Source organism: Klebsiella sp. BIGb0407 (assembly GCF_024807845.1).
Taxonomy (GTDB): domain Bacteria; phylum Pseudomonadota; class Gammaproteobacteria; order Enterobacterales; family Enterobacteriaceae; genus JGM124.
Genome location: NZ_JANUEQ010000012.1, coordinates 89,335 through 109,447, shown reverse-complemented (window position 1 = coordinate 109,447; position 20,113 = coordinate 89,335). Strand labels below are relative to the sequence as shown.

Here is a 20,113-nt window from a genome sequence, read left to right as displayed (position 1 = left end):
GTATTTTCGTCGTCTGGCGGAGTGTGGCTGACGACCCGGCCGGAACGGACGGGAAGCCGAAGGTGTCACCGGGTTCTGCCTTTTATCTTTTGACCGTAGAGAGAACAGAGTAAGTCAGACAGTAAGACAACATTGCAGAGACATGCCCGACAGACCATTTATGTCCTGCAAGAAAAACTCATTTGAGTATCACACGCTGTCAGACAGCATTTTTCTGCCGGAATGCTGAGTATTAACGGCGAGTCTGTTTTGGCAGACTCGCCGTATAAACAGGCCGGTTTCAGAAGAGATGAAAGAAGACGCCAGGAAGAGAGAGACTACCCAGCCTTTTCTGGCCCATTAATTTTGTAAGTACCTTTGAGCCAGGCATCGAGAACAATCCCATTATCGCAACGCAAAAAAGTCCCGTTTTCCTTGGCAACGACTGCCATCGATCCTCTCTTTTCGCCACAAACCGCATCAAACTGGGCTTTTATCTTTGAGAAATTTTCAGCATTTATGATTAATGGAACGTCTATTTCCTCAGTCAAAAAAACAGGATAACGGTCGGCATTCACCCAGACCAGACGCTCTACGACCAACAACAGTACGAACAGCAATCCGATCCCCAGACAGGAATACAGGATACGTTTTAGCGTTGAGGCAAACTGACCACCGTCTCCGTTTTTTCGAGTCGCTACAGCCATCATTCATTCCTTTATGAAAAACTCATTGATTACGCCCTGGGGAAAAGTCACCGCAAACCGGGGCGTTTCCCGTCTGATTCAAAAGCAATCAGAGAGCCGACTATCATCGAACCACCCCAGATGACCTGGAAAAGCACATGCATCCACAGGCTGCCGAAGTCGAAAAACAGCCCTGTCAGCGGAATGAATAACAGCAGGGTTCCGGTGATGATGATCCGGCCTCCGACCCGTTTTTTTTGAGCCGGAGACATCTTTTTCACGGGCGGAAAATTTGCGACTTTACGTCTCAGAAACTCCCACATAGTTTTTCGCTCCTATTTCTGCCATCAAAGAGAGGCTCCCATGTCTGAAGTCATGAAAGCCACAACACACTGAAAGGTTAACCAAAGCGTTCCTGATGCAAATAGCGTATGTAAACGATGCCCAGAATACCCATTCCCGTCAGTATCGCCAGGTCTGGCAAGAGGGTGTGGAACGCACTGCTGAACAGTACGTCCGGGCCATCGTTCTCCCATAAACCCAGCTTGCACCCCACTCCCCAGACAGAAAAGGCTATGGCAGCAATCATTACTCCCCACTGCACGAGAAAAATGAGTATGTTATCCAGTATTCCAGGCTCATCTCTCCAGGTGATCACCAGAGCAATCAGGGTACAAACAACCTGTGCGGCATAATATCCGTTACTTCCAACCATGTCAGGTGCAGCAAAATGCATGACGAGTGCGAACAATCCATTTAACAGCACAACCAATATCCAGTATCTCATTTTATATTTTCCTTTTTCAGTACGCCCTTCTCTCCCCAGAGAACCAATTATTGCCGCATCATGCTCTGCTCTGGCCTGTCAGCTTATTGGGTATCATCCAGTTTTCCATTTTCCTGACCCACACCGGACTCTCTTTTGCCAGTGCGCCCGATTCTATCATCACGCGCCAGAACGGCTCCCCCGTCATCATCCCGCGCTCAAGAGACTCAAGCGAGGGAAAACGTTCAGCCCAGCTAAAGAACATTCTTTCAATATCATACGCGCGGATATCTGACCTCGACCAATGCGAGTACCAGCTGCTTACCGTTTCCGGCGTGCAGAATGCCAGCTCAATCTCCGCCTGTCCTCTGACGGCCTGATACGCACGCTCCCGCTGACCGCTTTCTTTTCGATGCTGCCGGGTATATTTTTCCGCATTCAGCTCGGACTTTCTGCGCCTGCGCTCCGTTTCCTGAAAGCGCGTCTCCGGGAACAAGCGCCAGCCCTCGGACAGGGAGAGAGGCAGCCAGCAACACGTTCCCCGGCTCTCAATCAGACGGTCAATCGTCGCTATCCAGTCCCGTTTTTTCCCCCGCAGCGTCTGGGTTGTCATTCCTGGCGAGAAAAAACCGATTTCCCTGACCGTAATGTGTTTACTGCCACTGAAAATCCGGAAGAACGCACGGGCATAGGGAAATTCAGCCACCGGGCTTCCCCGTTCTATTTTCTTCTCTGTCTCCGCAATCGCCTGCATGACACAACGGCGCTCATGATTCAGGGGTACCAGGGACATATTTGTCGGGATCATACCGCCCCCTCCATCGCCATAACGTTAATGATGCTCTCGATGGAATACCCTTCAGCCTCGAGACAGGCCACCAGGTTGAGCGTGTGATTGATGCGTTCAGGATCGAATTCCGCCAGCGTACTGATAACCGAGAACGGACGACCGGCTGCCGTCATCAGCACCACCATCCAGGCCGGGTTAACCTCTCCCGGACTGCATACCGCCACCTGAAATTTTTGATGTCCGGGCGTGAACCGTACCTGTACCGGGAAGAAACCGCCAAACTCGCTGCGGTATTCGCCGTTCATCGCCCAGGCCAGCGGGGTATTCAGGTCACGCATCACGGCATGGGTCAGCACACGCCGCAAGTCTTCCCCTCCGGCACGGTAGTCTTCCAGTTCATCGGAACGCAGGGTTTTGAGGACAGCAGTGGTGATGATATTTTTCATTGGACAGTCTCCTTATCGCCGCCCCGCAGGGCGGCGTGATGTTTATCAGGCAGCGTGTGGGGCAGAATGGTCAGAGTCAGTCGTGGTGTTCCCGACCTCCGGTTTTTCAGTTTTCGGGGAGTGCATCCATCCCGGCACCCAGCGCGTACCGGACAGCCACTGTTCTGCATGACTGGCGGCATCCCCTCGCTTCATTTTTTCTGCATCGGATGCCGCCCCTGTCAGCCCGGCATCACTCAGCGCTTCCGCAATCTGCTTTTTACTCAGCAGACCGAGAAAGTTCTCCGCTGTCGGCTGCCACCAGTCCCGAAGATGGAACCCCAGCGCGGCCTCCACCCCGTCCAGTTTGCTTTGGCGGGTATGACCACACTCCCGGCTCTGTACGCCGTTAACAGAACACGCCGTACAAAAGGTCATCAGCGACAGCAGCGTCTGTCCGTCGAGAGAAAAGAACGTGGTAAAGTCTCGCTTCCACCCTTCCGGCAGCAGGGCTTCCAGACGGGATTTTTCCTCCATCAGCAACTGCCAGGCCTGCCCTTCCTTTCCGGTCGGTGCCTCACTGGTCAGCTCTCCGTGATGTACCTCCAGGCGAAGCTCAAACGGGTGGGAGGCTGAGGTACTGTAGTCAAACACGCAGCTGCACAACCGCCAGACCATCAGGGCTACCGCTTTCTGCGGCTGCTGAATCAGTGCCGCCTGGACTGCCAGGGTACGCTCTGATGACATCTTTTTGAGCAGAGGCAGACTGATGCCTTCCGCCACATCCGGTGTACTGCGGGTGATGATATGAAGCTCGGAATTGTCCTGACCCTCAGCAGACGCGTCCTGCACTTTCTTCTGTACGCCCCGCTGGATACACAGTTCGTTGTGCTCCCAGCAGACCACCACGCCGCAGGAAGCCTTTGTCTCTGGCATCCAGGCGCGTATCAAAGCGGCCTGTTCAATCTCGTCGATGAACACCTGAAGCGCGGCCTCATCGTCAACCGTTTCAGCGGCTTCCTGGGTGGCGTAAAGTTCATCCAGGCGCAGCTGCTCGTCAGCGGAGTACTGTGCTTCAGGCTCCGGTAACAGCAGGTAGTTAGCCCGATCCTCCCCGTAGTTTTTTATCGATACATCCCGCACCAATGACCATGACCAGCCTTCCTGCTCCAGTGTCTGAGCGACCGATACCAGTTTTTCCTGCACCAGACGGTCGGTTAACACGCTGTCAGCCGTTCCGTCGCCCTCCTCGGCGCTGAACAGGTCTTCACGCACCGCGCCTCCTGCGGCCTCATAGGCCTCGCGTCCTACAAACACAAAACGGGGGGCTGTGACGGATATTTCAGTCTCTGTGATCATGCGTTTCAACAGATGAGCTGGGATGTGGTTATAGGACTCTCTCGCCCGGGTATAGACCTCCACCTGACGCGCCTGATCGGGTTCAAGACTCAGCGCCTGGCACTGCTCCACATCCAGTTTGTTTTCGGCCAGTAACGTCAGCAGTTCGGGTGCAAGGTTGGCCAGCTTCAGCATTCTCTGGACGTGACGGGCACTGTACCCGAGCAAGCCACCAATCTCTGCCGGGGTATTGCCATCAACGGACATGCTGCGAAAACCGATGATTTGTTCTGCCGGATGCATACTTTTGCGCTTGCCGTTCTCGGTCATGGACGCCGCGCGCGCCAGATGAAGGGGAACCGCTTTGTACACAATCCACTCTTTGTCCGGGTCAACCTGTCCGGCCTCGACGAGCAAGCCGATCGCTTTGGTTCGCCCTCCCCCGCAGACCACTTCCAGACGCCCGTCCTCACGCTCAACTACGACCAGGTTCTGCAACAATCCCACCGCCTGAATACTGTCGGCATACCCCTGAATTTCTTCCGGCGTATGAGGGATCAGACGACTGTTCAGCTCCCCGATAAACAGGCGGGAAAACGAGGTCATACGGACTTCTGCTGCGTCCAGAACGGATTCCAGCTCTACGGAAACCGCCGGAATATCGTCCTTCCGGGTAGCCTTTTTGGCTGTTTTTGCTTTAGACTCTTTTACTGACATATTTGATACCTCATTGTTGAGAGTGACCGTATCGCCCTGTGGATGGTGCTCCGACAGGGCATTTTTTTCTTACGACTGATGCCCCTTCAAACGTTTTTCACATCCTTCCCTGTTTTTAAAAACCCTCACCCGTTGAGTTTCAGGAGCCGCGGTTTTGATGTTTGCGGGAACCTGCTGGTCTGTTCCCGGTGTTATATCCTTCACCCGTTTGAGAACCCTCGCCGCAAGGGCGTAAACCAACGCGAGCCGGTGCAGCTGTCCGGGCGTGAGCGGAAATTTTTTTCGGTCTAATGGAGCCTGCGGAATGGCCGGAAACAAATTTATGGCGAAAGGCTTGCCGTCCCTGGACAGCCAGACGGATTGTGCTTGTCTCAGCCCAGGCGAAGGGACTTAAACGGAAAAATAGGTATACGAGGAGGAATGAGCAGGGTTCAGCTGCAACGACGTAACGCGGCAGGCGAAACGGCGTTGCCCCTTACATCCCGACGACGTTATTTTCGGCGGGATGCGATGAGCGCAGGCCACGGCGCGACAAAGCGGCGTATTCGGAAGAATGCTGCAAGCGGAAAGCGAAAAGGATGGAAACCCGAAGGGTCCGGGATGAGACAGGCACTGGCTCAGTGCGCAGCATGACAGCCTGGCCCCGAAGGGGATTCGCCCGGCACATGGCCAGGACAATCAGATTAACAGCCGTGTAAATCAGTAAAAAATCCAGGCAACAACGAAAGCGATGACAACAATTGCACAATAGAAAAAGATACTGCCTGAGAATTGAGACAATTCGTCTAAATGCTCCTTTCCTTGTTTATTTAAATGATCTATTGCCTCATGTCCGTCAATGGCCTCGATGACATAAGGATATCGGGCGAACCCCTTTCCTTTTTAAATCCCTGGACATTTCGCGCGTTACATTTTTTTCCACGACGGCTCTCGTCTCGTCGTCTTTAAGGAAAACCACAAATCTGGTCATCTCTTTCCCTCGCATACGCTGCCGGCACAACAAAAGCCCACCGTAATGAGCTTTGTCTCAGTTACCCTGAATCATTAAGTTTATTTATACAGACCCGTTTTGGTGGAAATAACGGATTCAGACATCGAATATTTCTGTACTTTATCGCCATCAAACATCACAACCAGTTCTTTTTTAGTTCCGGATGCAGAACTTCCGAATAAATTAACAATAGGAATGTAATTAACGGCATCAGAAGAGACGTCTGCCAGCTCGTAAGTCCAGATTTCCTTGCCACCATCCGTAAATGACGTTTTTGCAGGCGACCCAAATATCGTTTTAATCTCTGATCGTGTTGTCACACCTTCGGTAATTTTAGACTTTACACTTACCTCGGTTTCTTTTTTTAATGAATCATTTCCAGAAGATACACACCCTGTTAATGCCAATCCCATAATTACAGCTATAACCAGCTTTTTCATTGTATTTTTCCTTTTATTACAACTGGAAATATCCTATCACAATGAAAAACAAAGATAATAACCCGGTCAAAAAGAACACGAAAATGTATATTGCAAAACAAACAATACACATTAATTACAACAATAATTTAATATCACCCTATTTTAAATTACATATTTAAATGCTGAACTTTATGTATTCCGCTCTGAATTCCCCGCGCCGCGCATAAGTTGTGTATTGTTTTATCGATACTCATCACGTTCATTCAGGTGATATATTTCGAGTCGGGTCTGCCTCTTATAAAGACGAGAGATACCGTCTGATACCAACACAGATGTGATAATCAATAAGGGAGAAATAGCGTTGGAAAATGTTCTGCTCGACTGCTGTCACTGCCAGGGTGAAGGAACCTGTAAAAATGGTATTGAGGGAAAATCCTGCCTCGTCTGTGCTACGAGGCTGGCGAATAATAATGAAATACCGGCACGTCTATGGCCGTTTAACAAGGAGGAATACTACAGCTCATTCTCCGGACTGGTTTGCAGCTGCTGTGGCGGATTAGGAAAGACAGACACACTGACCTCAAGAATGAACAAGAGGATGCCCGCAGCCTTGGCCAGTATTTTACCTTTTGTCTTGCTTGCACTTTCAATAGTATCTGGGGTAATTCTGGCGTCTACTGGTCAGGGCGAGCAGCTGTTCTTTTTTCTCACGACAATCACCAGTTCCTTTCTGGGTGCCGTGACCACATACTATTTTGTCAGGGACAAGCGTTAACCCCCTCCGTGATTCATTTGCGAGAGAGGACGGAAAGCGGCGCGGAGCGCAGCATTCGTCCCCTTCTCCGCAGGCGCCAGCCTGCAAGGGTTTTCCCGCGCGCTGACAGGCGATTTCCACCGCCTGCCGCCATACTTATTGCTTAACGCTCTTTACCGCCCTGTAGTATGAAGTGACCGCCAATGAAAACCGCACACTGGCAAGTCATATAGGAGCATATCTCATCCATAACCTGCGCCATCGTCAGTTCACGCTGGCCTGAATCACGGCGCCGGGCATTAATGAGTGCTTTGTACTGCCACAGAATATCGCGGGTTTCTGGAGCGAGTTTCATTTTTTATTCTCTCTGAAAGGCGGGTAAACCCGCCGGATGGTATTCAGTTGCTGAAAACATAGCCGTCATGAAAAACATAACTGCCGCAGAACAGATCACGCGCATAGGCTCCATAATCGAAGTACATGCGCAGTGACTCCGGTACATCATCCAGCATGCCGCTATCGTCAATCATCCCCAGGACATACTCTTCCTCGTTTTTCGCCTCGCCGCGATACGCATCCTCAAATTCGTCATAATCACAGCGACCGGTATACTCCGCCCAGGCGATAAAGGCGGCTTCCGAGTGTTCCTCTTCAGCACGTTTGTACGCGTCGATAAAATCCCAGTTCACAGCACTTTCAGAGACGAACTGTGACGGGATGCCTTCCCAGTCCTGGAACATGAATTCGGCATCCAATTCATCTGAGTGCAACACCTGGCAAGCCTTATAAAAATCATTCCTGCCGTCAAACACAGTCAAATCAAGCCATTCCCCGAAAATACTGCCGTCGTTGTATTTGTGATAAGTCCCCACATAGACAGCAGGTGTGGTCGTCGTATTGCGCATAAAAAATCCTCCGAAGTCAGTGTTGTCTGTGAACCGGCTTACGCCGTGCCGACACGACAGCCGGGCGAAAAGCGGAGGATGCAAGGGCGTTACCGAAGCCGCAGCGCAATAAAAAGCAGGAGCAGGCTGAACGGTTTGACGGCGAAAACTGAGACGGAAAACAACGGGAAGACAGCGAATAATACCTTTAAAATAGATTGTGACCGGGTGAAGGTAACGGCGTTTACTCTCCCCTTGCATCAGCAGCGACCCGGCTATAGTAGAGGCACGGCGTTTGCCGCCGCGCACACGAAGCTTTACCTGTCGCTAAGCCGGAACAGGGTGGAGGCTGCGCATGAGAAGCGGAGCGTGCCGCGCGACATCCTGATTGAAAATGCCGGGCACCTCTACCCGGCTACCGTTAAGTTCTTCTTCTTCCATAGCCTCGATAACAAACTGCAAGTACTCCAAGTTAAACCCGATATTCGTGTCGTGGCGGTCTTCTGCACGCTCCATCGCGACATCGTTCTTGTCTTCATCGAGTGACCCATCCAGTTCAAGCAGATCCTCAGCCAGCCAGAAGTAGCACAACACATCCGCCAGACGTTATCTGAACGCCGCAACGGTCATTCTTCTGGCCGATGAACACTGTCAAAAACGTCACTGGCTACATCATCCCTGCACCTGTCTGTATCTTGTTACTTGTAGATTCTAAGATAAGAGCCATACTTTTGCAGATTGATAAAAATGACAATCAGTCAGACGCCTCCATCAATGCCTGAATCAGCAGTTCGTCGCGTAGGATATCGAGCTGATAGAGAAATACCGTCCTGCTCAGTGATAACGTACTGCATGCATGGCATCTCTTGTAGAGTATTTTGTGGTCAACGAACCCCCTCTCACACCACGAATCACATTACACCTCAGAATGAGCAGAGATAGAAAGCGTCGTAATCGCTCTCCGGCTTTAGCCTGAAACTCTGTTTTGTCTGAGCAATCCACTTGAGGTGATGGTGGGTGATTGACTCGCCCGTTTAATCTTTGGGTATTTTATCCCCTTCCTCTTCTATTTAAGGTCTCCAGTCCCCTGTTGTCAGTGTGAATCCCATCGCATTTTCTCACTCGCAATACAAAATGAGACATCATGCAAAATCGATATTTAATCGGAAAACAAACAAAAGTTTGTTTATATCTGAAGAATTTTCATCCGATTGTTTTTTAAGTATTTTTACCAGCATAAAATATTAAATGACATTTAATGATATTTTTTAGTCCATTACAGACACAAATAGTCAGATTAATAGCTTGAGGCAGTTCACAAAAATAGGTAATACATGCGCATTCATATTTACTACGATCGCCTTCCCAATTCGCTCTTAAAACATCTCTTCCCCCTTTACTATTTTTCAATGGAGGCTTAAAACAAACGAATGTTTAAAAACAAACAAGTGTCCAATATGACTAGCCGAGAAAAGCAAATATTGCAACTTCTAAGACGTGACCCTTTGATCCCACAGCAGGAAATAGCCGATGTTTTAGGTATTAGCCGCTCTGGTGTAGCAGGACATATTATGAATTTAATGAATAAGGGATATATAAAAGGAAAGGGATATATTTTATCTGAACATAGTTATGTGGTGACGGTTGGCTCCACTAATATGGATGTTTGTGGATACTCTAATACTAAATTAGTTTACGAGGACTCCAATCCAGGAAAAATAAAATGCACTCCAGGTGGAGTAGGCCGAAATATTGCACAAAACATCGCTTTATTAGGTCAAGAGTGTCATTTAATTTCTGTAGTCGGTGATGATTTCTACGGTGAAACGCTGTTAGAACAGGCTAAGCTGGCCGGTGTGCATATTGATAATTTCCATAAACTGCACGGTGAAAGTACCTCTACTTATGTTTCATTATTAGATGAAACAGGTGAAATGCTGGTTGCTATTAATGACATGCAAATCCTGGATAAACTGACCCCGGCTTTATTAGCGACGTCAAAAATCCTTATTCAACATGCTGGCGTATTGATTGTTGACTGTAATCTTACTGAAGATGCCCTGGCATGGTTATTTAGCCACTCAGGAAATGTTCCTGTATTTGTCGATACTGTATCGGCATTTAAAGCTCCGAAAATTAGAAACTGGCTGTCACATATCCATACGCTGAAACCTAATCGTCTGGAAGCTGAAATTCTCAGCGGTATGATTATCAGTAGCCCGCAAGATGCTCCGGCTGCTGCGAACTGGTTCCATGAACAAGGAGTACAACGCATTGCACTCAGTATGGGGGCTGCCGGCGTTTATTACAGTGAGATTGGCGGAGAAAACGGCTGGTCTGCCCCTCTGTCGGTCAACATCGTTAATGTGACGGGTGCAGGTGATGCCATGATGGCTGGGCTAGCCAGCTGCTGGCTTGAAGATATGACGCTCGCTGAAAGTATTCGTTTTGCCCAAGGGTGTTCTGCCCTGACTCTTTCGTCTGAATTGACTAATAACCCTAATCTGTCGAATGGCAGTGTTCAAAAACTATTGGAATTACAATCATGAAAAACAATGTTATCACCCATGAATATCTGGATATCTCACCCGAAGTTTCTGAAGCATTAGCCAATAATCGTCCTATTGTTGCTTTAGAGTCGACCATTATTTCTCATGGAATGCCTTATCCACAAAATGCAGAAACAGCCTTAGCCGTAGAACAACAAATTCGTGATAACGGCGCGGTACCGGCCACTATCGCTATTATTAACGGCCGAATGAAAGCGGGCCTAACACGCGAAGAGATTGAATTACTGGGCAAAGAGGGCCACAACGTGGCGAAAGTAAGTCGTCGAGACCTGCCATTTATTATTGCCGCAGGTAAAAATGGGGCCACTACTGTGGCATCAACCATGATTATTGCTGAGATGGCCGGGATCCATGTCTTTGCTACCGGAGGAATTGGTGGCGTTCACCGTGGAGCTGAGCAAACCTTTGATATATCAGCCGACTTACAGGAACTGGCGAAAACTAATGTCGCGGTTATTTGTGCAGGGGCCAAATCGATTCTGGATTTAGGTTTAACCACCGAATACTTGGAAACTCACGGTGTACCGTTGATTGGCTATCAGACCCACGTATTACCAGCATTCTTCTGTCGTACCAGCCCATTCTCCGTCAGCATTCAGCTGGATGAGCCAGAGCAAATTGCTAAAGCCATGAGCACTAAGTGGCAGTCAGGCCTGGAAGGCGGAATGGTCATTGCTAACCCTATCCCTGAACAATTTGCGATGCCGGAGTCAAAAATTAATGCCGCCATTGAGCAAGCAGTGGCAGAGTCAGTAGAACAAGGTATACACGGTAAAGACAGTACTCCATTCCTGCTGGCGCGAGTAGCAGAACTGACCGGGGGAGACAGTCTTCACTCAAATATTCAACTGGTATTCAATAACGCAAAACTGGCCGCTCAGATTGCATGTTGTTACCAAAAAACGGCAGCTTAAAACAGCGTTACTCCTTAAGTTTTATCCTGATAAAAATAGCTAAATAAAATTCCAGCCTGAAAGGTGGAGGAGCCTCTGTATGCTCTCATCCCCTTTCAGGTATCGGCGTATATATTAAAGGAACGGCTTTATGGATCTATTACGTAGCTTGTTAGGTATTGCTATATTGCTTCTGATTGCCTTTATCTTTTCTAATAACCGGAGAAAAATAAGTTTAAGAACAGTAGGTGCCGCTTTAATTTTACAAATTATACTCGGGGCGGTAATGCTGTATGTCCCTGCAGGGAAATGGTTAATTAACTCTATAGCCAGTGGCGTAAATAAAGTCATTTCATACAGTGACGCTGGGAGCTCTTTTATATTTGGCGGGCTTGTTGGCCCCAAAATGAATGAGCTATTTGATGGTGCTGGCTTTGTTTTTGCATTTCATGTATTACCAGCGATTATATTCATTACATCACTTATCTCTATTCTCTACTACATTGGTGTCATGGGATGGTTTATTAATATACTGGGTTACCTGTTCCAGAAGATGATGCGCGTCAGCAAAGTGGAAGCATTCGCCGCTGTCACCACTATTTTTCTTGGCCAAAATGAACTCCCTGCAGTGCTCAAACCTTTTATCAATAAAATGAACCGCAACGAGCTGTTTACGGTGATTTGTAGCGGCATGGCATCTATCGCTGGCTCGATGCTGGTTGGTTATGCCGGATTAGGTGTTCCGATTGAGTATTTACTGGCCGCTTCATTAATGGCTATTCCTGGCGGGATCCTGTTTGCCCGTATGCTGAGTCCAGCGACAGAACCTTCTGAGGTTGAGTTTAACCAGATCTCATTCAGCGATAAACGCCCGGCAAGTGTTATCGAAGCGGCGGCCAATGGTGCCATGCTGGGGCTAAAAATTGCGGTCGGCGTTGCCACCGTGGTAATGGCATTTGTCGCCTTAATTGCCTTGATAAACGGTATTATTGGCGGTATTGGAGGCTTATTTGGCTGGCCAAGTATCAGCCTTGAAAGCTTACTGGGTTACGTTTTCTCCCCTATGGCCTACATCATGGGCGTGAGCTGGGATAACGCAGCACTGGCAGGTGGCTTGATTGGACAAAAACTGGCTATCAATGAGTTTGTTGCTTACGTAAATTTCGCCCCTTATCTTAAAGATACAGTCCATGCCTTGGATCCAAAAACCATCGCCGTTATCTCTTTTGCTCTCTGTGGCTTTGCTAATTTTGGTTCCATCGCCGTGGTGGTGGGAGCGTTCAGTGCCGTCGCACCGGATCGCGCTTCAGATATTGCCCGATTAGGTTTACGCGCTTTACTGGCAGCGACTCTATCGAATCTAATGAGCGCAACCATTGCGGGATTATTTATCGGACTGGGCGCATTAACGATAGTCTCATGATGAAAAGTGAAACTCGACTTATGCTTTGCCTCGCATTTAGCATCGGTATTTTATCTGCCGTCTGGGCGTGCTTGGCTGAACAATTACTGCTGATGAGCTGGATTGGCTTTTTAGGCTGTACCACTTACTTTGCCATTCCGATTAAAGGGCTGACTGGTCTGTGTCGCGGTATCGCCGCAAATATCAGTGGTGTCAGTTGGGCGGCTATTGTGATGGCACTCTCCACGTCAGCAAGCCTGAGTTATACCGCTGCTTTGACGGGTATTATCTCTTTTGTGATGTGTGCCCAATCTCAACTACGCGCTCTCTTCTTTGTTCCAGGGAGTTTTATCGGTGCCTGCGCCTTATTTGGTTCACAGGGAAGCTGGATGCCGGTGGCATCAACTCTGGCCCTGGGTGGGTTATTTGGTTTTCTTATGCAGTACAGTGGAACTTGGGTAGCTCGCCAATGGGACTTCATCAGCCGCTAACTTATGGGGACTCACCAACATCATTTAACCTGCTTTAGTGAGCCCACCCATTACTGAGGAATCACAGTAATGGGTGGGTGAAAAAGACAGGCATGTCAGAATTTTTTCCGTGATGCTTTAGCTCCGTTTCACAAATATCGACAAAAATACTTTGCTTGATGCCACCATAGCCTCCATAGATGACGCATCTTTGACGCCGACCAGCATCGGACGTTACTTACCCTGTACTGGTCAGGTCAAAAGTGAAATAAAACGCGTATTCAATGTATAAAAACGCCGTGCGGCGATTCTTTTGAAATCAATCTATGTTTCTTAGTGCCTTTGATTTTCGTATTTCAACAGCGCAGGCAATTTTTGAATCAAGTAAACGAGCCACTGCGCCAAAAACGGGCACAATGACTGAATTTCCAAACTGTCGGTACGCTTGGGTATCAGATACGGGGATCCGAAAAGTTACTTTTCCAGGTTGCTCAAAGCTCATTAATCGCGCACATTTTCTAGGGGTCAACCTACGTGGACGGTAAGCCATATTTTCGGGATCATTAAATTCCTGTTAGCCAATAGTCATATCCCACCACAGTCAATTAAAATTTCAGATCCATCTTTGTGGTACCGGATGGGTCACTGTTTCAACGGACACCCTTGGCTGCCGGAATAAATGCTCCAGGAGATCCCCCAGTAAAAACCGTTCATCACTGCAATCATCAGCGCCCAGATACTGCCCGTTGATATACAGGGCTCACACACCGTTTTCCAGGGTAATACAGGTCAGTTAAACATACGTCGACATCCTCAGCATCCGGCACCCTTCTGTGCCGAACCCTCACAGTAGACGGGCATCAGGGCGGTGCGGAGACCGTAGCGCGACATGAGAGAGCTGAACGCACCGTGAATGTCGGGAACGTGCGAGCACGGCACATCGGCCCAAAGATACGGACATCCTTATGTCACTCACCCACAGGGTTATGCACCGAATCGGTGGATAGTTTTGACGTCTTTTTTCAGGCAGAACAGCCTCCTGGTTGAAACGGGATCCATCCAAGCGAACGGCGAACGCCATCACTGACGCACCAGAGCAACCGGGAACGTTTAAACTGTTTCCGTGCATTGCCGTGGTCGGCGATAACTTCCTGTACGGTAGCGCTGCCGATGGTATAGCCGTGCTCTTTCTGCATGCCTGCCGTCCTTTTTTTAACATCAAACGCCGACAGCCAATTGGGAGCCTATGCACCAAAAGCACCAGCGTTGCTGTATGCCGCGCAGGTTATCTCGTTTGCCAGATTAACGACCTGATTGACCACAAAGGCCATCTGCCGCAATACGGCGGCGTGTTTGTCTTTTACTCTGACTGATAATGTTTTGGTCTGAGTGCTCATATATTTCTATAGTAATAACGTCAGAATGCATTTTCAAGGTTGGTCTATGGGCATGACTTATCGGGCGGGGCGGTATTCAGCGCCACACATCTGGAAACGTTGGAGAGCATTTGTTGCAACGTATGCGAGCTATTTGACTGCGAGCTGATGGAGTTTAACGGGGAGTCGGATCACGTTCATATGCTGCTTAACTTCCCGCCGAATATGGCGATCATCAAGCTGGTTAACAGTCTGAAAGGGGTTAGCAGTCGCAAGATGAAATTGCATCATCTCGATTTGCATAATCCCACGGAAAAGTCAGACGCGCTTTGGTCACCGTCATACTTCGCTGGTAGCGTGGGCGGTGCACCACTTGAAGTCATTAAGAAATAAATTGAGCAACAGAACCGGCCTCACTAGCCTGCTTGCGCGGGCTTTTCTCTTCCTCCTCCACCTGAAAGAAAGGGACTTCCCGCGAAAAGCCTTGGTGACAAGGCCAATCGCGCGCTTCTAGCTGAAGTTTTGTTCCGTATAAAAAACAGAAAAAGTAGTTATAGCTTACACTTTGAATGGTGTCGATGATTACTTTAAAAACTGGGAATTTCAATCTGAAATTAAATCATTTAATCAATATAAATCAAATTGTTAGATATTAATTCATCGTGGGGGATTAAGGATGAAAAACAGCGAATAAATAGGGTTTTTAGTCGTATGTTCAGGACACCCTGACATCCCAAATCCTTTACGTGCCCTTTTCTGAGGCACTTCGCTTGTTCAACGCCTCGCTACCGAATAAGAATTCGTTCACCATTTCAGAGAAGATACTTCTCATCAGGTTTTAATTCCCTCGATAACTGAAAACAAGTTTAGTTTTTCACTGTAACTTATTGCAATAAGACTAAATACAGACCATATTTGAACCTCCGCATCAAGAGGTTGCTATGAAAGTTGAGACTATTAGTTACGTAAAGAAGAACGCCGCATCGCTTGACCTTGAAGAGCCGATTCTGGTGACTCAGAACGGTATTCCGGCGTATGTGATTGAGTCATATGTTGCCCAGCAGGAGCGTCAAAACGCTATTGCGCTATTAAAGCTGCTTACCATTTCAGAGAAAGATAAAACTGATGGCCATCTGCTTACTAAAGAACAGTTACTGGCAGGGCTTTAATGGTGATTGTGATTCAGTACACCCGAACGGTAAAAATCTGTCTCGAAGATATCGTTAATCATTTACGGCGTATAGAGGTGGAACCAAAAGAAGTGATCAGTGGCATCATTGAACACTTCGAAAGCCGGATTAATGAGTTTCCGCTCGGATGTCAAATCTGTCCGGAATTATTGAAGATTGGCTGCGCAAAATATCGGGAGTGCAATACTCCGGACGGCTACAAAGTTTTGTATTCGATAGAAGATGACATAGTAACAACACACGCGATACTTTCTCACAAACAAGATGTTCAGAATCTATTATTCAAACGCCTTATAAGCCTTTAAACCTGATCCAGATAATTCTGACAAGCCTCAATGTTTCTTAAATATTAAAAAATCATCGAACAATAAACTTCTCCTCATTTCTAAACTTTTTTTCGAACTGAGGAGGAGTTGGACAAGTCTCTGACGCGTCAGCCTGGTAATATTTTTATTGAGCATATACCGGATTCTCCGTTTGGATGCGCCGCAAATGGTAGTCCACCTGATACTCACTGGCATTACGGAACATCACGGAATAGTTAAGAAAATCCCCGCTATCACTGTAGGAGAGGGATGTAATACGTAGTAGCGGCATCTGTTCAGATACGTTCATCGACTGCGCCAGCTGCTTGTCCGCCAGCACAGGCGTCAGCGTCTCATAGTTACCGCTGATGGTTACCCCGCACTCATTTTCAATATAATCGGACTTTGATCCCTCCAGATGTATCAGCGACAGATTACGAAATAGCTTCACAAGCATATAGCTGTCTTCCAGCATTAGCGGCTTGCCATCGACAAATCGCACCCGGCGCGAGAAATAGATCCGTTCATCAATTTTTATCCGTAGCAGACTGGCAATGGCCGGTGGTCTTGGCATCATTTCAAAAAGCAATACATGACTGACGACTTCCTTACCCTGCTTGCGTAATACCTCTGCTAGCCCGGTCAGATTAGTGGTTTCGTGATACAAATCGTTGCGGGTGACATAAGTACCGGAACCTTGACGACGCACGACTAGCCCTCAGGTGACCAGCAGATCGATTGCTTTATGGATTGTCATACGGACGACACCGAACTCTTCCGCAAGTTTTTTCCCGGAAGCGGGCTACCGATATCAAAATTGGAGGAATAGAGCCGAAGGCGCAACTTGTCAGCGATAGATTTGTAGATCACCATTAGACCTCTATTCATTGTGCTGAAATAGATATCGTATTCAGCGTGTCTAATTTTCTATAAAAAATTAGACACCATAGACGCAATTAAAACCATGAAAGCGATCATGTATCGTAACAGTGAGCCATGTTGCCGTAAGGGCAGACGTCTATTCTCCTATCAGGCCAGCACAAAGGCTTACCCAGCATAATTAAGTGTGGCACGTGAAGTATGCCAAATACAAATAAGGCCTCTTCCCCTACAAGTTGTTACATGAGGATTTCAAATGCTCATTCAAATACAACGCGTTGGCGGCGCCATGTTTACGCCGGTTTTACTCTTTCCTTTCGCCGGGATAGTAGTGGGTATTGCCATCATGCTGCGCAATCCGATGTTCGTCGGCGAAGCGCTTGCTTCACCAGATAGTTTATTTGCTCAGATTGTTCATATTATCGAGGATGACGGCTGGACTGTTTTTCGTAATATGCCGCTGATTTTCCCTGTAGGTCTGCCAATAGGCTTGGCTAAACAGTCTCAAGGTAGGGTCCGTCTGGCGGTACTGGTTAACTTCCTCACTTAGAGTTATTGAATCAACGCTATAGGGATGACCTAGGGTCATTATTTCGGCGTCGACTTTTCTGTTGAACCGACCGCAGGCAGTAGTCTGACGATGATGGCTGGGATTAAAACTCTTGATACCAGCATTATCGGCGCAATAGTTATTTCCGGACTGATGGCCGCCCTGCATAACCGCTATTTCGATAAACAGCTGCCGGTATTTTTGAGTATTTTCCAGGGTTCTTCGTTTGTGGTGATTATCGCATTTTTTGCGATGATCCCCTGTGCCTGGCTAACCCTATTTAGCTGGCCAAAGGTGCAGATGGGTATTGAATCGCTACAGGTCTTTTTACGCTCGGCTGGAGCGCTAGGCGCATGGGTATATATCTTCCTCGAACGTATTCTGCTCCCTACCGGTTTACACCACTTTATCTACGGCCCGTTTATCTTCAGCCCGGCGGTTATGGAGAGTGGTATTCAGGTCTATTGGGCACAGCATTTACAGGAGTTCAGTCAGAGTAGTGAAGCGCTGAAACGTTGTTCCCGAAAGGCGGGTTTGCGCTGCACGGCAACTCAAAAGTTTTTGGTTCGGTTGGCATTGCGCTAGCCCTCTACTTTACCGCTACATCGGAAAACCGTGTCAAGGTAGCCGGCTCCTGATCCCCGCTACCTTAACTGCCGTTCTGGTAGGGATAACTGAACCTCTGGAATTCTCGTTCCTGTTTATATCTCCACTCTTGTTTGCCGTTCATGCGGTGCTGGCAGCCACCATGGCAACGATGATGTATGTCTTTGGCGTCGTGGGCAACTTTGGCGGCGGCCTGCTTGACCAATTCCTGCCGCAAAACTGGATCCCGATGTTCCACAACCTCAAGGCCATGATGTTTATTCAGATAGGCATTGGCGCATGCTTCACTGGACTCTACTTCGTCATTTTCCGTGCGCTGATTCTTCGTCTAAAATTGAAAACGCCTAGTCGTGAAGAGAATGAAATTAAGCTTTACAGCAAAGCCGATTATCAGGCAGCTCGTGGCAAAACTAGCCAGGCAGGGACGGTAGATACCAAACAAAGCCAAACCGCAGGTATCCTGCAGGCGCTAGGTGGTGCAAGCAATATCGAGAGTATTAATAACTGCGCCACCCGGCTGCCTATCGCGCTGGTTGACATGACGAAAACGGAAAGCGATGACGTGTTTAAAGCCCTGGGTGCGCACGGAGTTGTGCGCCGTGGCAATGGTATTCTGGTCATCGTTGGCCTGCATGTTCCCCAAGTCCGTGACCGGTTAGAAACCCTGATGAAAGATTCTCTACAGAATGAACAAACCATCATGACGGAGGCAGTATCATGAAAAAATTCTCAGTTGTTATCGCAGGCGGAGGCAGTACATTCACCCCAGGCATTGTTCTGATGTTGTTTGCGAACCAGGATCGCTTTCCGCTGCGGAGGCTGAAATTTTACGACAACGACAGCTCGCGTCAGGAGACCATTACTGAGGCATGCAAAGTAATCCTAAAGAGCAAGCGCCGGAGATAGAATTCAGCTATACCACCGATCCACAGGTGGCCTTTACCGACGTAGATTTCGTGATGGCACACATCCGCGTAGGCAAATACCCGATGCGCTACGGCGTTCTAGGTCAGGAAACCTGCGGCCAAGGCGGTATTGCTTATGGTATGCGATCTATTGGCGGCGTACTTGAGCAGGTCGACTATATGGAAAAATACTCACCGAATGCCTGGATGCTGAACTACTCTAACCCAGCAGAAATTGCCGCGGAAGCGACTAATCGTCTGCGACCGAATACAAAAATCCTCAACATTTGCGATATGCCGATCGGTATCGAAGACCGGATGGCGCAAATTGTTGGCCTGAAAGACCGTAAGCAGATGCGTGTGCGCTACTACGGTCTGAACCATTTCGGCTGGTGGACTTCAATTGAATATCTACAGAGTAACGATTTGATGCCGAAACTACGCTAATATGTAGCAAAATACAGCTACGTTCCGCCATAAACGATCCACATACGGAAGCTAGCTGGAACGACATTTTCGCAAAAGCGAAAGATGTACAGGCACTGGATCCGGATACGATGCCTAATACTTACCTCAAATATTATCTTTTCCCTGACTATGTTGTAGCGCATTCCAACCCGGAACGCACCCGCGCGAACGAAGTGATGGATCACAGAGAGACAAACGTCTTCAACGCTTTCCGGGCAATAATCGAGGCTGGTAACTCTGCTGCTGGCGATCTGGAAATCGATGAACATGCTTCTTATATCGTCGACCTGGCGGCGGCTATTGCCTTTAATACCCAGGAACGCATGCTTCTGACTGTGCCAAACAATGGTGCAATTCATAACTTCGATGCAGATGCGATGGTGGAAATTCCGTGTCTAGTCGCCACAATGGACCAGAGCCGTTGACAGTTGACGATATTCCTAACTTCCAGAAAGGGATGATGAGTCAACAAGTAGCGGTAGAGAAATTGGTGGTGGATGCCTGGGAATATCGTTCTTATCACAAGCTGTGGCAGGCTATTACGCTGTCGAGAACAGTACCAAGCGCATCTGTTGCCAAAGCCATTCTTAACGACTTGATCGCGGCCAATAAAGATTACTGGCCGGAGCTACACTAGCCTTACAGGCAGGTATTCTGTAGATACCAGCCTGCACAATTATGAGAAATTCGTATGCCGTCCCAGCGGCATTTCTCGTGACTGGCTCCGGAGAAGTTACTCAGATTCTG

20 protein-coding genes and 6 pseudogenes are annotated in these 20,113 nt (G+C 48.3%); 13 read left to right on the top strand and 13 right to left on the bottom strand.

What is annotated here, in order from left to right; translation table 11 throughout:
• Positions 1 to 317 precede the first annotated feature (317 nt).
• The 6 genes from M2387_RS24410 to M2387_RS24385 form a co-directional block, all read right to left on the bottom strand.
• A complete protein-coding gene (locus M2387_RS24410; RefSeq protein ID WP_259053213.1) occupies positions 318 to 689 on the bottom strand; it encodes a hypothetical protein in 372 nt (123 codons plus the stop codon).
• Between the two features lie 44 nt (positions 690 to 733).
• Positions 734 to 988 (bottom strand): hypothetical protein, encoded by a 255-nt coding sequence (locus M2387_RS24405; protein WP_259053212.1) that lies wholly within the window; start codon positions 986 to 988, stop codon positions 734 to 736.
• A 77-nt stretch (positions 989 to 1,065) separates the two neighbouring features.
• Positions 1,066 to 1,452, bottom strand: a complete 387-nt coding sequence (locus M2387_RS24400) for a hypothetical protein (RefSeq protein ID WP_259053211.1) — start codon at positions 1,450 to 1,452, stop codon at positions 1,066 to 1,068.
• Between the two features lie 58 nt (positions 1,453 to 1,510).
• Positions 1,511 to 2,239 carry a plasmid SOS inhibition protein A gene (locus tag M2387_RS24395; RefSeq protein ID WP_259053210.1) on the bottom strand — a complete coding sequence of 243 codons (729 nt, stop codon included), beginning with the start codon at positions 2,237 to 2,239 and terminating at the stop codon, positions 1,511 to 1,513.
• Complete coding sequence (gene psiB, locus M2387_RS24390; RefSeq protein WP_259053209.1) at positions 2,236 to 2,667, bottom strand: conjugation system SOS inhibitor PsiB; 432 nt, start codon at positions 2,665 to 2,667, stop codon at positions 2,236 to 2,238. The genes M2387_RS24395 and psiB overlap by 4 nt, the downstream gene beginning before the upstream one ends.
• Positions 2,668 to 2,712: 45 nt before the next feature.
• The gene (locus M2387_RS24385; RefSeq protein WP_259053207.1) at positions 2,713 to 4,701 is read right to left on the bottom strand and encodes a ParB/RepB/Spo0J family partition protein; all 1,989 of its coding nucleotides are present in this window, start codon (positions 4,699 to 4,701) and stop codon (positions 2,713 to 2,715) included.
• Between the two features lie 420 nt (positions 4,702 to 5,121).
• Here M2387_RS24385 and M2387_RS24380 point away from each other — a divergent pair, with 420 nt between their 5' ends.
• Positions 5,122 to 5,334 (top strand): hypothetical protein, encoded by a 213-nt coding sequence (locus M2387_RS24380; protein WP_259053206.1) that lies wholly within the window; start codon positions 5,122 to 5,124, stop codon positions 5,332 to 5,334.
• Between the two features lie 417 nt (positions 5,335 to 5,751).
• On the opposite strand, the gene M2387_RS24375 is transcribed toward M2387_RS24380, so the two are convergent.
• A complete protein-coding gene (locus M2387_RS24375; protein WP_259053204.1) occupies positions 5,752 to 6,132 on the bottom strand; it encodes an META domain-containing protein in 381 nt (126 codons plus the stop codon).
• Positions 6,133 to 6,475: 343 nt separating this feature from the next.
• Between M2387_RS24375 and M2387_RS24370 the strand changes: the two genes are divergently transcribed.
• On the top strand, positions 6,476 to 6,889 hold the full coding sequence (locus M2387_RS24370) for a hypothetical protein (protein ID WP_259053202.1): 414 nt from the start codon (positions 6,476 to 6,478) through the stop codon (positions 6,887 to 6,889).
• A gap of 142 nt (positions 6,890 to 7,031) precedes the next feature.
• Here M2387_RS24370 and M2387_RS24365 read toward each other — a convergent pair whose 3' ends face one another.
• Together M2387_RS24365 and M2387_RS24360 are read right to left on the bottom strand one after the other, a co-directional pair.
• Entirely contained in the window at positions 7,032 to 7,223 is a 192-nt protein-coding gene (locus M2387_RS24365; RefSeq protein ID WP_259053201.1) for a hypothetical protein, read from the bottom strand.
• A gap of 43 nt (positions 7,224 to 7,266) precedes the next feature.
• Positions 7,267 to 7,773, bottom strand: a complete 507-nt coding sequence (locus tag M2387_RS24360) for an antirestriction protein ArdA (protein WP_259053200.1) — start codon at positions 7,771 to 7,773, stop codon at positions 7,267 to 7,269.
• 135 nt (positions 7,774 to 7,908) lie between these two features.
• Between M2387_RS24360 and M2387_RS24355 the strand changes: the two genes are divergently transcribed.
• The 6 genes and pseudogenes from M2387_RS24355 to M2387_RS24330 all read left to right on the top strand — a co-directional run.
• Positions 7,909 to 8,298 carry a hypothetical protein gene (locus tag M2387_RS24355; protein ID WP_259053199.1) on the top strand — a complete coding sequence of 130 codons (390 nt, stop codon included), beginning with the start codon at positions 7,909 to 7,911 and terminating at the stop codon, positions 8,296 to 8,298.
• Between the two features lie 911 nt (positions 8,299 to 9,209).
• Complete coding sequence (locus M2387_RS24350) at positions 9,210 to 10,301, top strand: PfkB family carbohydrate kinase (RefSeq protein ID WP_259053198.1); 1,092 nt, start codon at positions 9,210 to 9,212, stop codon at positions 10,299 to 10,301.
• The gene (locus M2387_RS24345) at positions 10,298 to 11,236 is read left to right on the top strand and encodes a pseudouridine-5'-phosphate glycosidase (RefSeq protein WP_259053197.1); all 939 of its coding nucleotides are present in this window, start codon (positions 10,298 to 10,300) and stop codon (positions 11,234 to 11,236) included. Before M2387_RS24350 ends, M2387_RS24345 begins: the two co-directional genes overlap by 4 nt.
• Before the next feature lie 130 nt (positions 11,237 to 11,366).
• Positions 11,367 to 12,638, top strand: coding sequence for a NupC/NupG family nucleoside CNT transporter (locus tag M2387_RS24340; RefSeq protein ID WP_259053196.1), 1,272 nt, complete (start codon positions 11,367 to 11,369; stop codon positions 12,636 to 12,638).
• The gene (locus tag M2387_RS24335) at positions 12,635 to 13,108 is read left to right on the top strand and encodes a DUF1097 domain-containing protein (protein ID WP_259053195.1); all 474 of its coding nucleotides are present in this window, start codon (positions 12,635 to 12,637) and stop codon (positions 13,106 to 13,108) included. The genes M2387_RS24340 and M2387_RS24335 overlap by 4 nt, the downstream gene beginning before the upstream one ends.
• 87 nt (positions 13,109 to 13,195) lie before the next feature.
• Positions 13,196 to 13,367 (top strand): annotated as a pseudogene (locus tag M2387_RS24330) (IS4 family transposase); the annotation flags it as partial.
• Positions 13,368 to 13,406: 39 nt separating this feature from the next.
• Here the strand turns inward: M2387_RS24330 and M2387_RS24325 are convergent.
• The 3 genes and pseudogenes from M2387_RS24325 to M2387_RS24315 form a co-directional block, all read right to left on the bottom strand.
• Positions 13,407 to 13,723 (bottom strand): annotated as a pseudogene (locus M2387_RS24325) (DNA cytosine methyltransferase); the annotation flags it as partial.
• Between the two features lie 386 nt (positions 13,724 to 14,109).
• The gene (locus M2387_RS24320) at positions 14,110 to 14,283 is read right to left on the bottom strand and encodes a hypothetical protein (protein ID WP_259053193.1); all 174 of its coding nucleotides are present in this window, start codon (positions 14,281 to 14,283) and stop codon (positions 14,110 to 14,112) included.
• A 48-nt stretch (positions 14,284 to 14,331) separates the two neighbouring features.
• The gene (locus M2387_RS24315) at positions 14,332 to 14,484 is read right to left on the bottom strand and encodes a hypothetical protein (protein WP_259053192.1); all 153 of its coding nucleotides are present in this window, start codon (positions 14,482 to 14,484) and stop codon (positions 14,332 to 14,334) included.
• Between the two features lie 66 nt (positions 14,485 to 14,550).
• On the opposite strand from M2387_RS24315, the pseudogene tnpA reads away from it, so the two are divergent.
• The 3 genes and pseudogenes from tnpA to M2387_RS24300 form a co-directional block, all read left to right on the top strand.
• A pseudogene (gene tnpA, locus M2387_RS24310) lies at positions 14,551 to 14,856 on the top strand (IS200/IS605 family transposase); the annotation flags it as partial.
• A 548-nt stretch (positions 14,857 to 15,404) separates the two neighbouring features.
• On the top strand, positions 15,405 to 15,632 hold the full coding sequence (locus M2387_RS24305) for a type II toxin-antitoxin system Phd/YefM family antitoxin (RefSeq protein WP_259053190.1): 228 nt from the start codon (positions 15,405 to 15,407) through the stop codon (positions 15,630 to 15,632).
• A complete protein-coding gene (locus M2387_RS24300) occupies positions 15,632 to 15,958 on the top strand; it encodes a type II toxin-antitoxin system RelE/ParE family toxin (protein WP_259053189.1) in 327 nt (108 codons plus the stop codon). The genes M2387_RS24305 and M2387_RS24300 overlap by 1 nt, the downstream gene beginning before the upstream one ends.
• A gap of 145 nt (positions 15,959 to 16,103) precedes the next feature.
• On the opposite strand, the pseudogene M2387_RS24295 reads toward M2387_RS24300, so the two are convergent.
• Positions 16,104 to 16,828 (bottom strand): annotated as a pseudogene (locus tag M2387_RS24295) (GntR family transcriptional regulator).
• Between the two features lie 265 nt (positions 16,829 to 17,093).
• Here M2387_RS24295 and M2387_RS24290 point away from each other — a divergent pair.
• Positions 17,094 to 18,714: pseudogene (locus M2387_RS24290) on the top strand (alpha-glucoside-specific PTS transporter subunit IIBC).
• Positions 18,711 to 20,003: pseudogene (locus tag M2387_RS24285) on the top strand (6-phospho-alpha-glucosidase). The pseudogenes M2387_RS24290 and M2387_RS24285 overlap by 4 nt, the downstream one beginning before the upstream one ends.
• The last annotated feature ends 110 nt before the right edge of the window (positions 20,004 to 20,113 follow it).

Bases quoted from the DNA above. Each gene is read 5' to 3' on its own strand.
- M2387_RS24410 (WP_259053213.1), bottom strand. From the start codon at position 689: ATGATGGCTGTAGCGACTCGAAAAAACGGAGACGGTGGTCAGTTTGCC.
- M2387_RS24405 (WP_259053212.1), bottom strand. From the start codon at position 988: ATGTGGGAGTTTCTGAGACGTAAAGTCGCAAATTTTCCGCCCGTGAAA.
- M2387_RS24400 (WP_259053211.1), bottom strand. From the start codon at position 1,452: ATGAGATACTGGATATTGGTTGTGCTGTTAAATGGATTGTTCGCACTC.
- M2387_RS24395 (WP_259053210.1), bottom strand. From the start codon at position 2,239: ATGATCCCGACAAATATGTCCCTGGTACCCCTGAATCATGAGCGCCGT.
- psiB (WP_259053209.1), bottom strand. From the start codon at position 2,667: ATGAAAAATATCATCACCACTGCTGTCCTCAAAACCCTGCGTTCCGAT.
- M2387_RS24385 (WP_259053207.1), bottom strand. From the start codon at position 4,701: ATGTCAGTAAAAGAGTCTAAAGCAAAAACAGCCAAAAAGGCTACCCGG.
- M2387_RS24380 (WP_259053206.1), top strand. From the start codon at position 5,122: ATGAGCAGGGTTCAGCTGCAACGACGTAACGCGGCAGGCGAAACGGCG.
- M2387_RS24375 (WP_259053204.1), bottom strand. From the start codon at position 6,132: ATGAAAAAGCTGGTTATAGCTGTAATTATGGGATTGGCATTAACAGGG.
- M2387_RS24365 (WP_259053201.1), bottom strand. From the start codon at position 7,223: ATGAAACTCGCTCCAGAAACCCGCGATATTCTGTGGCAGTACAAAGCA.
- M2387_RS24360 (WP_259053200.1), bottom strand. From the start codon at position 7,773: ATGCGCAATACGACGACCACACCTGCTGTCTATGTGGGGACTTATCAC.
- M2387_RS24350 (WP_259053198.1), top strand. From the start codon at position 9,210: ATGACTAGCCGAGAAAAGCAAATATTGCAACTTCTAAGACGTGACCCT.
- M2387_RS24345 (WP_259053197.1), top strand. From the start codon at position 10,298: ATGAAAAACAATGTTATCACCCATGAATATCTGGATATCTCACCCGAA.
- M2387_RS24340 (WP_259053196.1), top strand. From the start codon at position 11,367: ATGGATCTATTACGTAGCTTGTTAGGTATTGCTATATTGCTTCTGATT.
- M2387_RS24335 (WP_259053195.1), top strand. From the start codon at position 12,635: ATGATGAAAAGTGAAACTCGACTTATGCTTTGCCTCGCATTTAGCATC.
- M2387_RS24320 (WP_259053193.1), bottom strand. From the start codon at position 14,283: ATGCAGAAAGAGCACGGCTATACCATCGGCAGCGCTACCGTACAGGAA.
- M2387_RS24315 (WP_259053192.1), bottom strand. From the start codon at position 14,484: ATGAGCACTCAGACCAAAACATTATCAGTCAGAGTAAAAGACAAACAC.
- M2387_RS24305 (WP_259053190.1), top strand. From the start codon at position 15,405: ATGAAAGTTGAGACTATTAGTTACGTAAAGAAGAACGCCGCATCGCTT.
- M2387_RS24300 (WP_259053189.1), top strand. From the start codon at position 15,632: ATGGTGATTGTGATTCAGTACACCCGAACGGTAAAAATCTGTCTCGAA.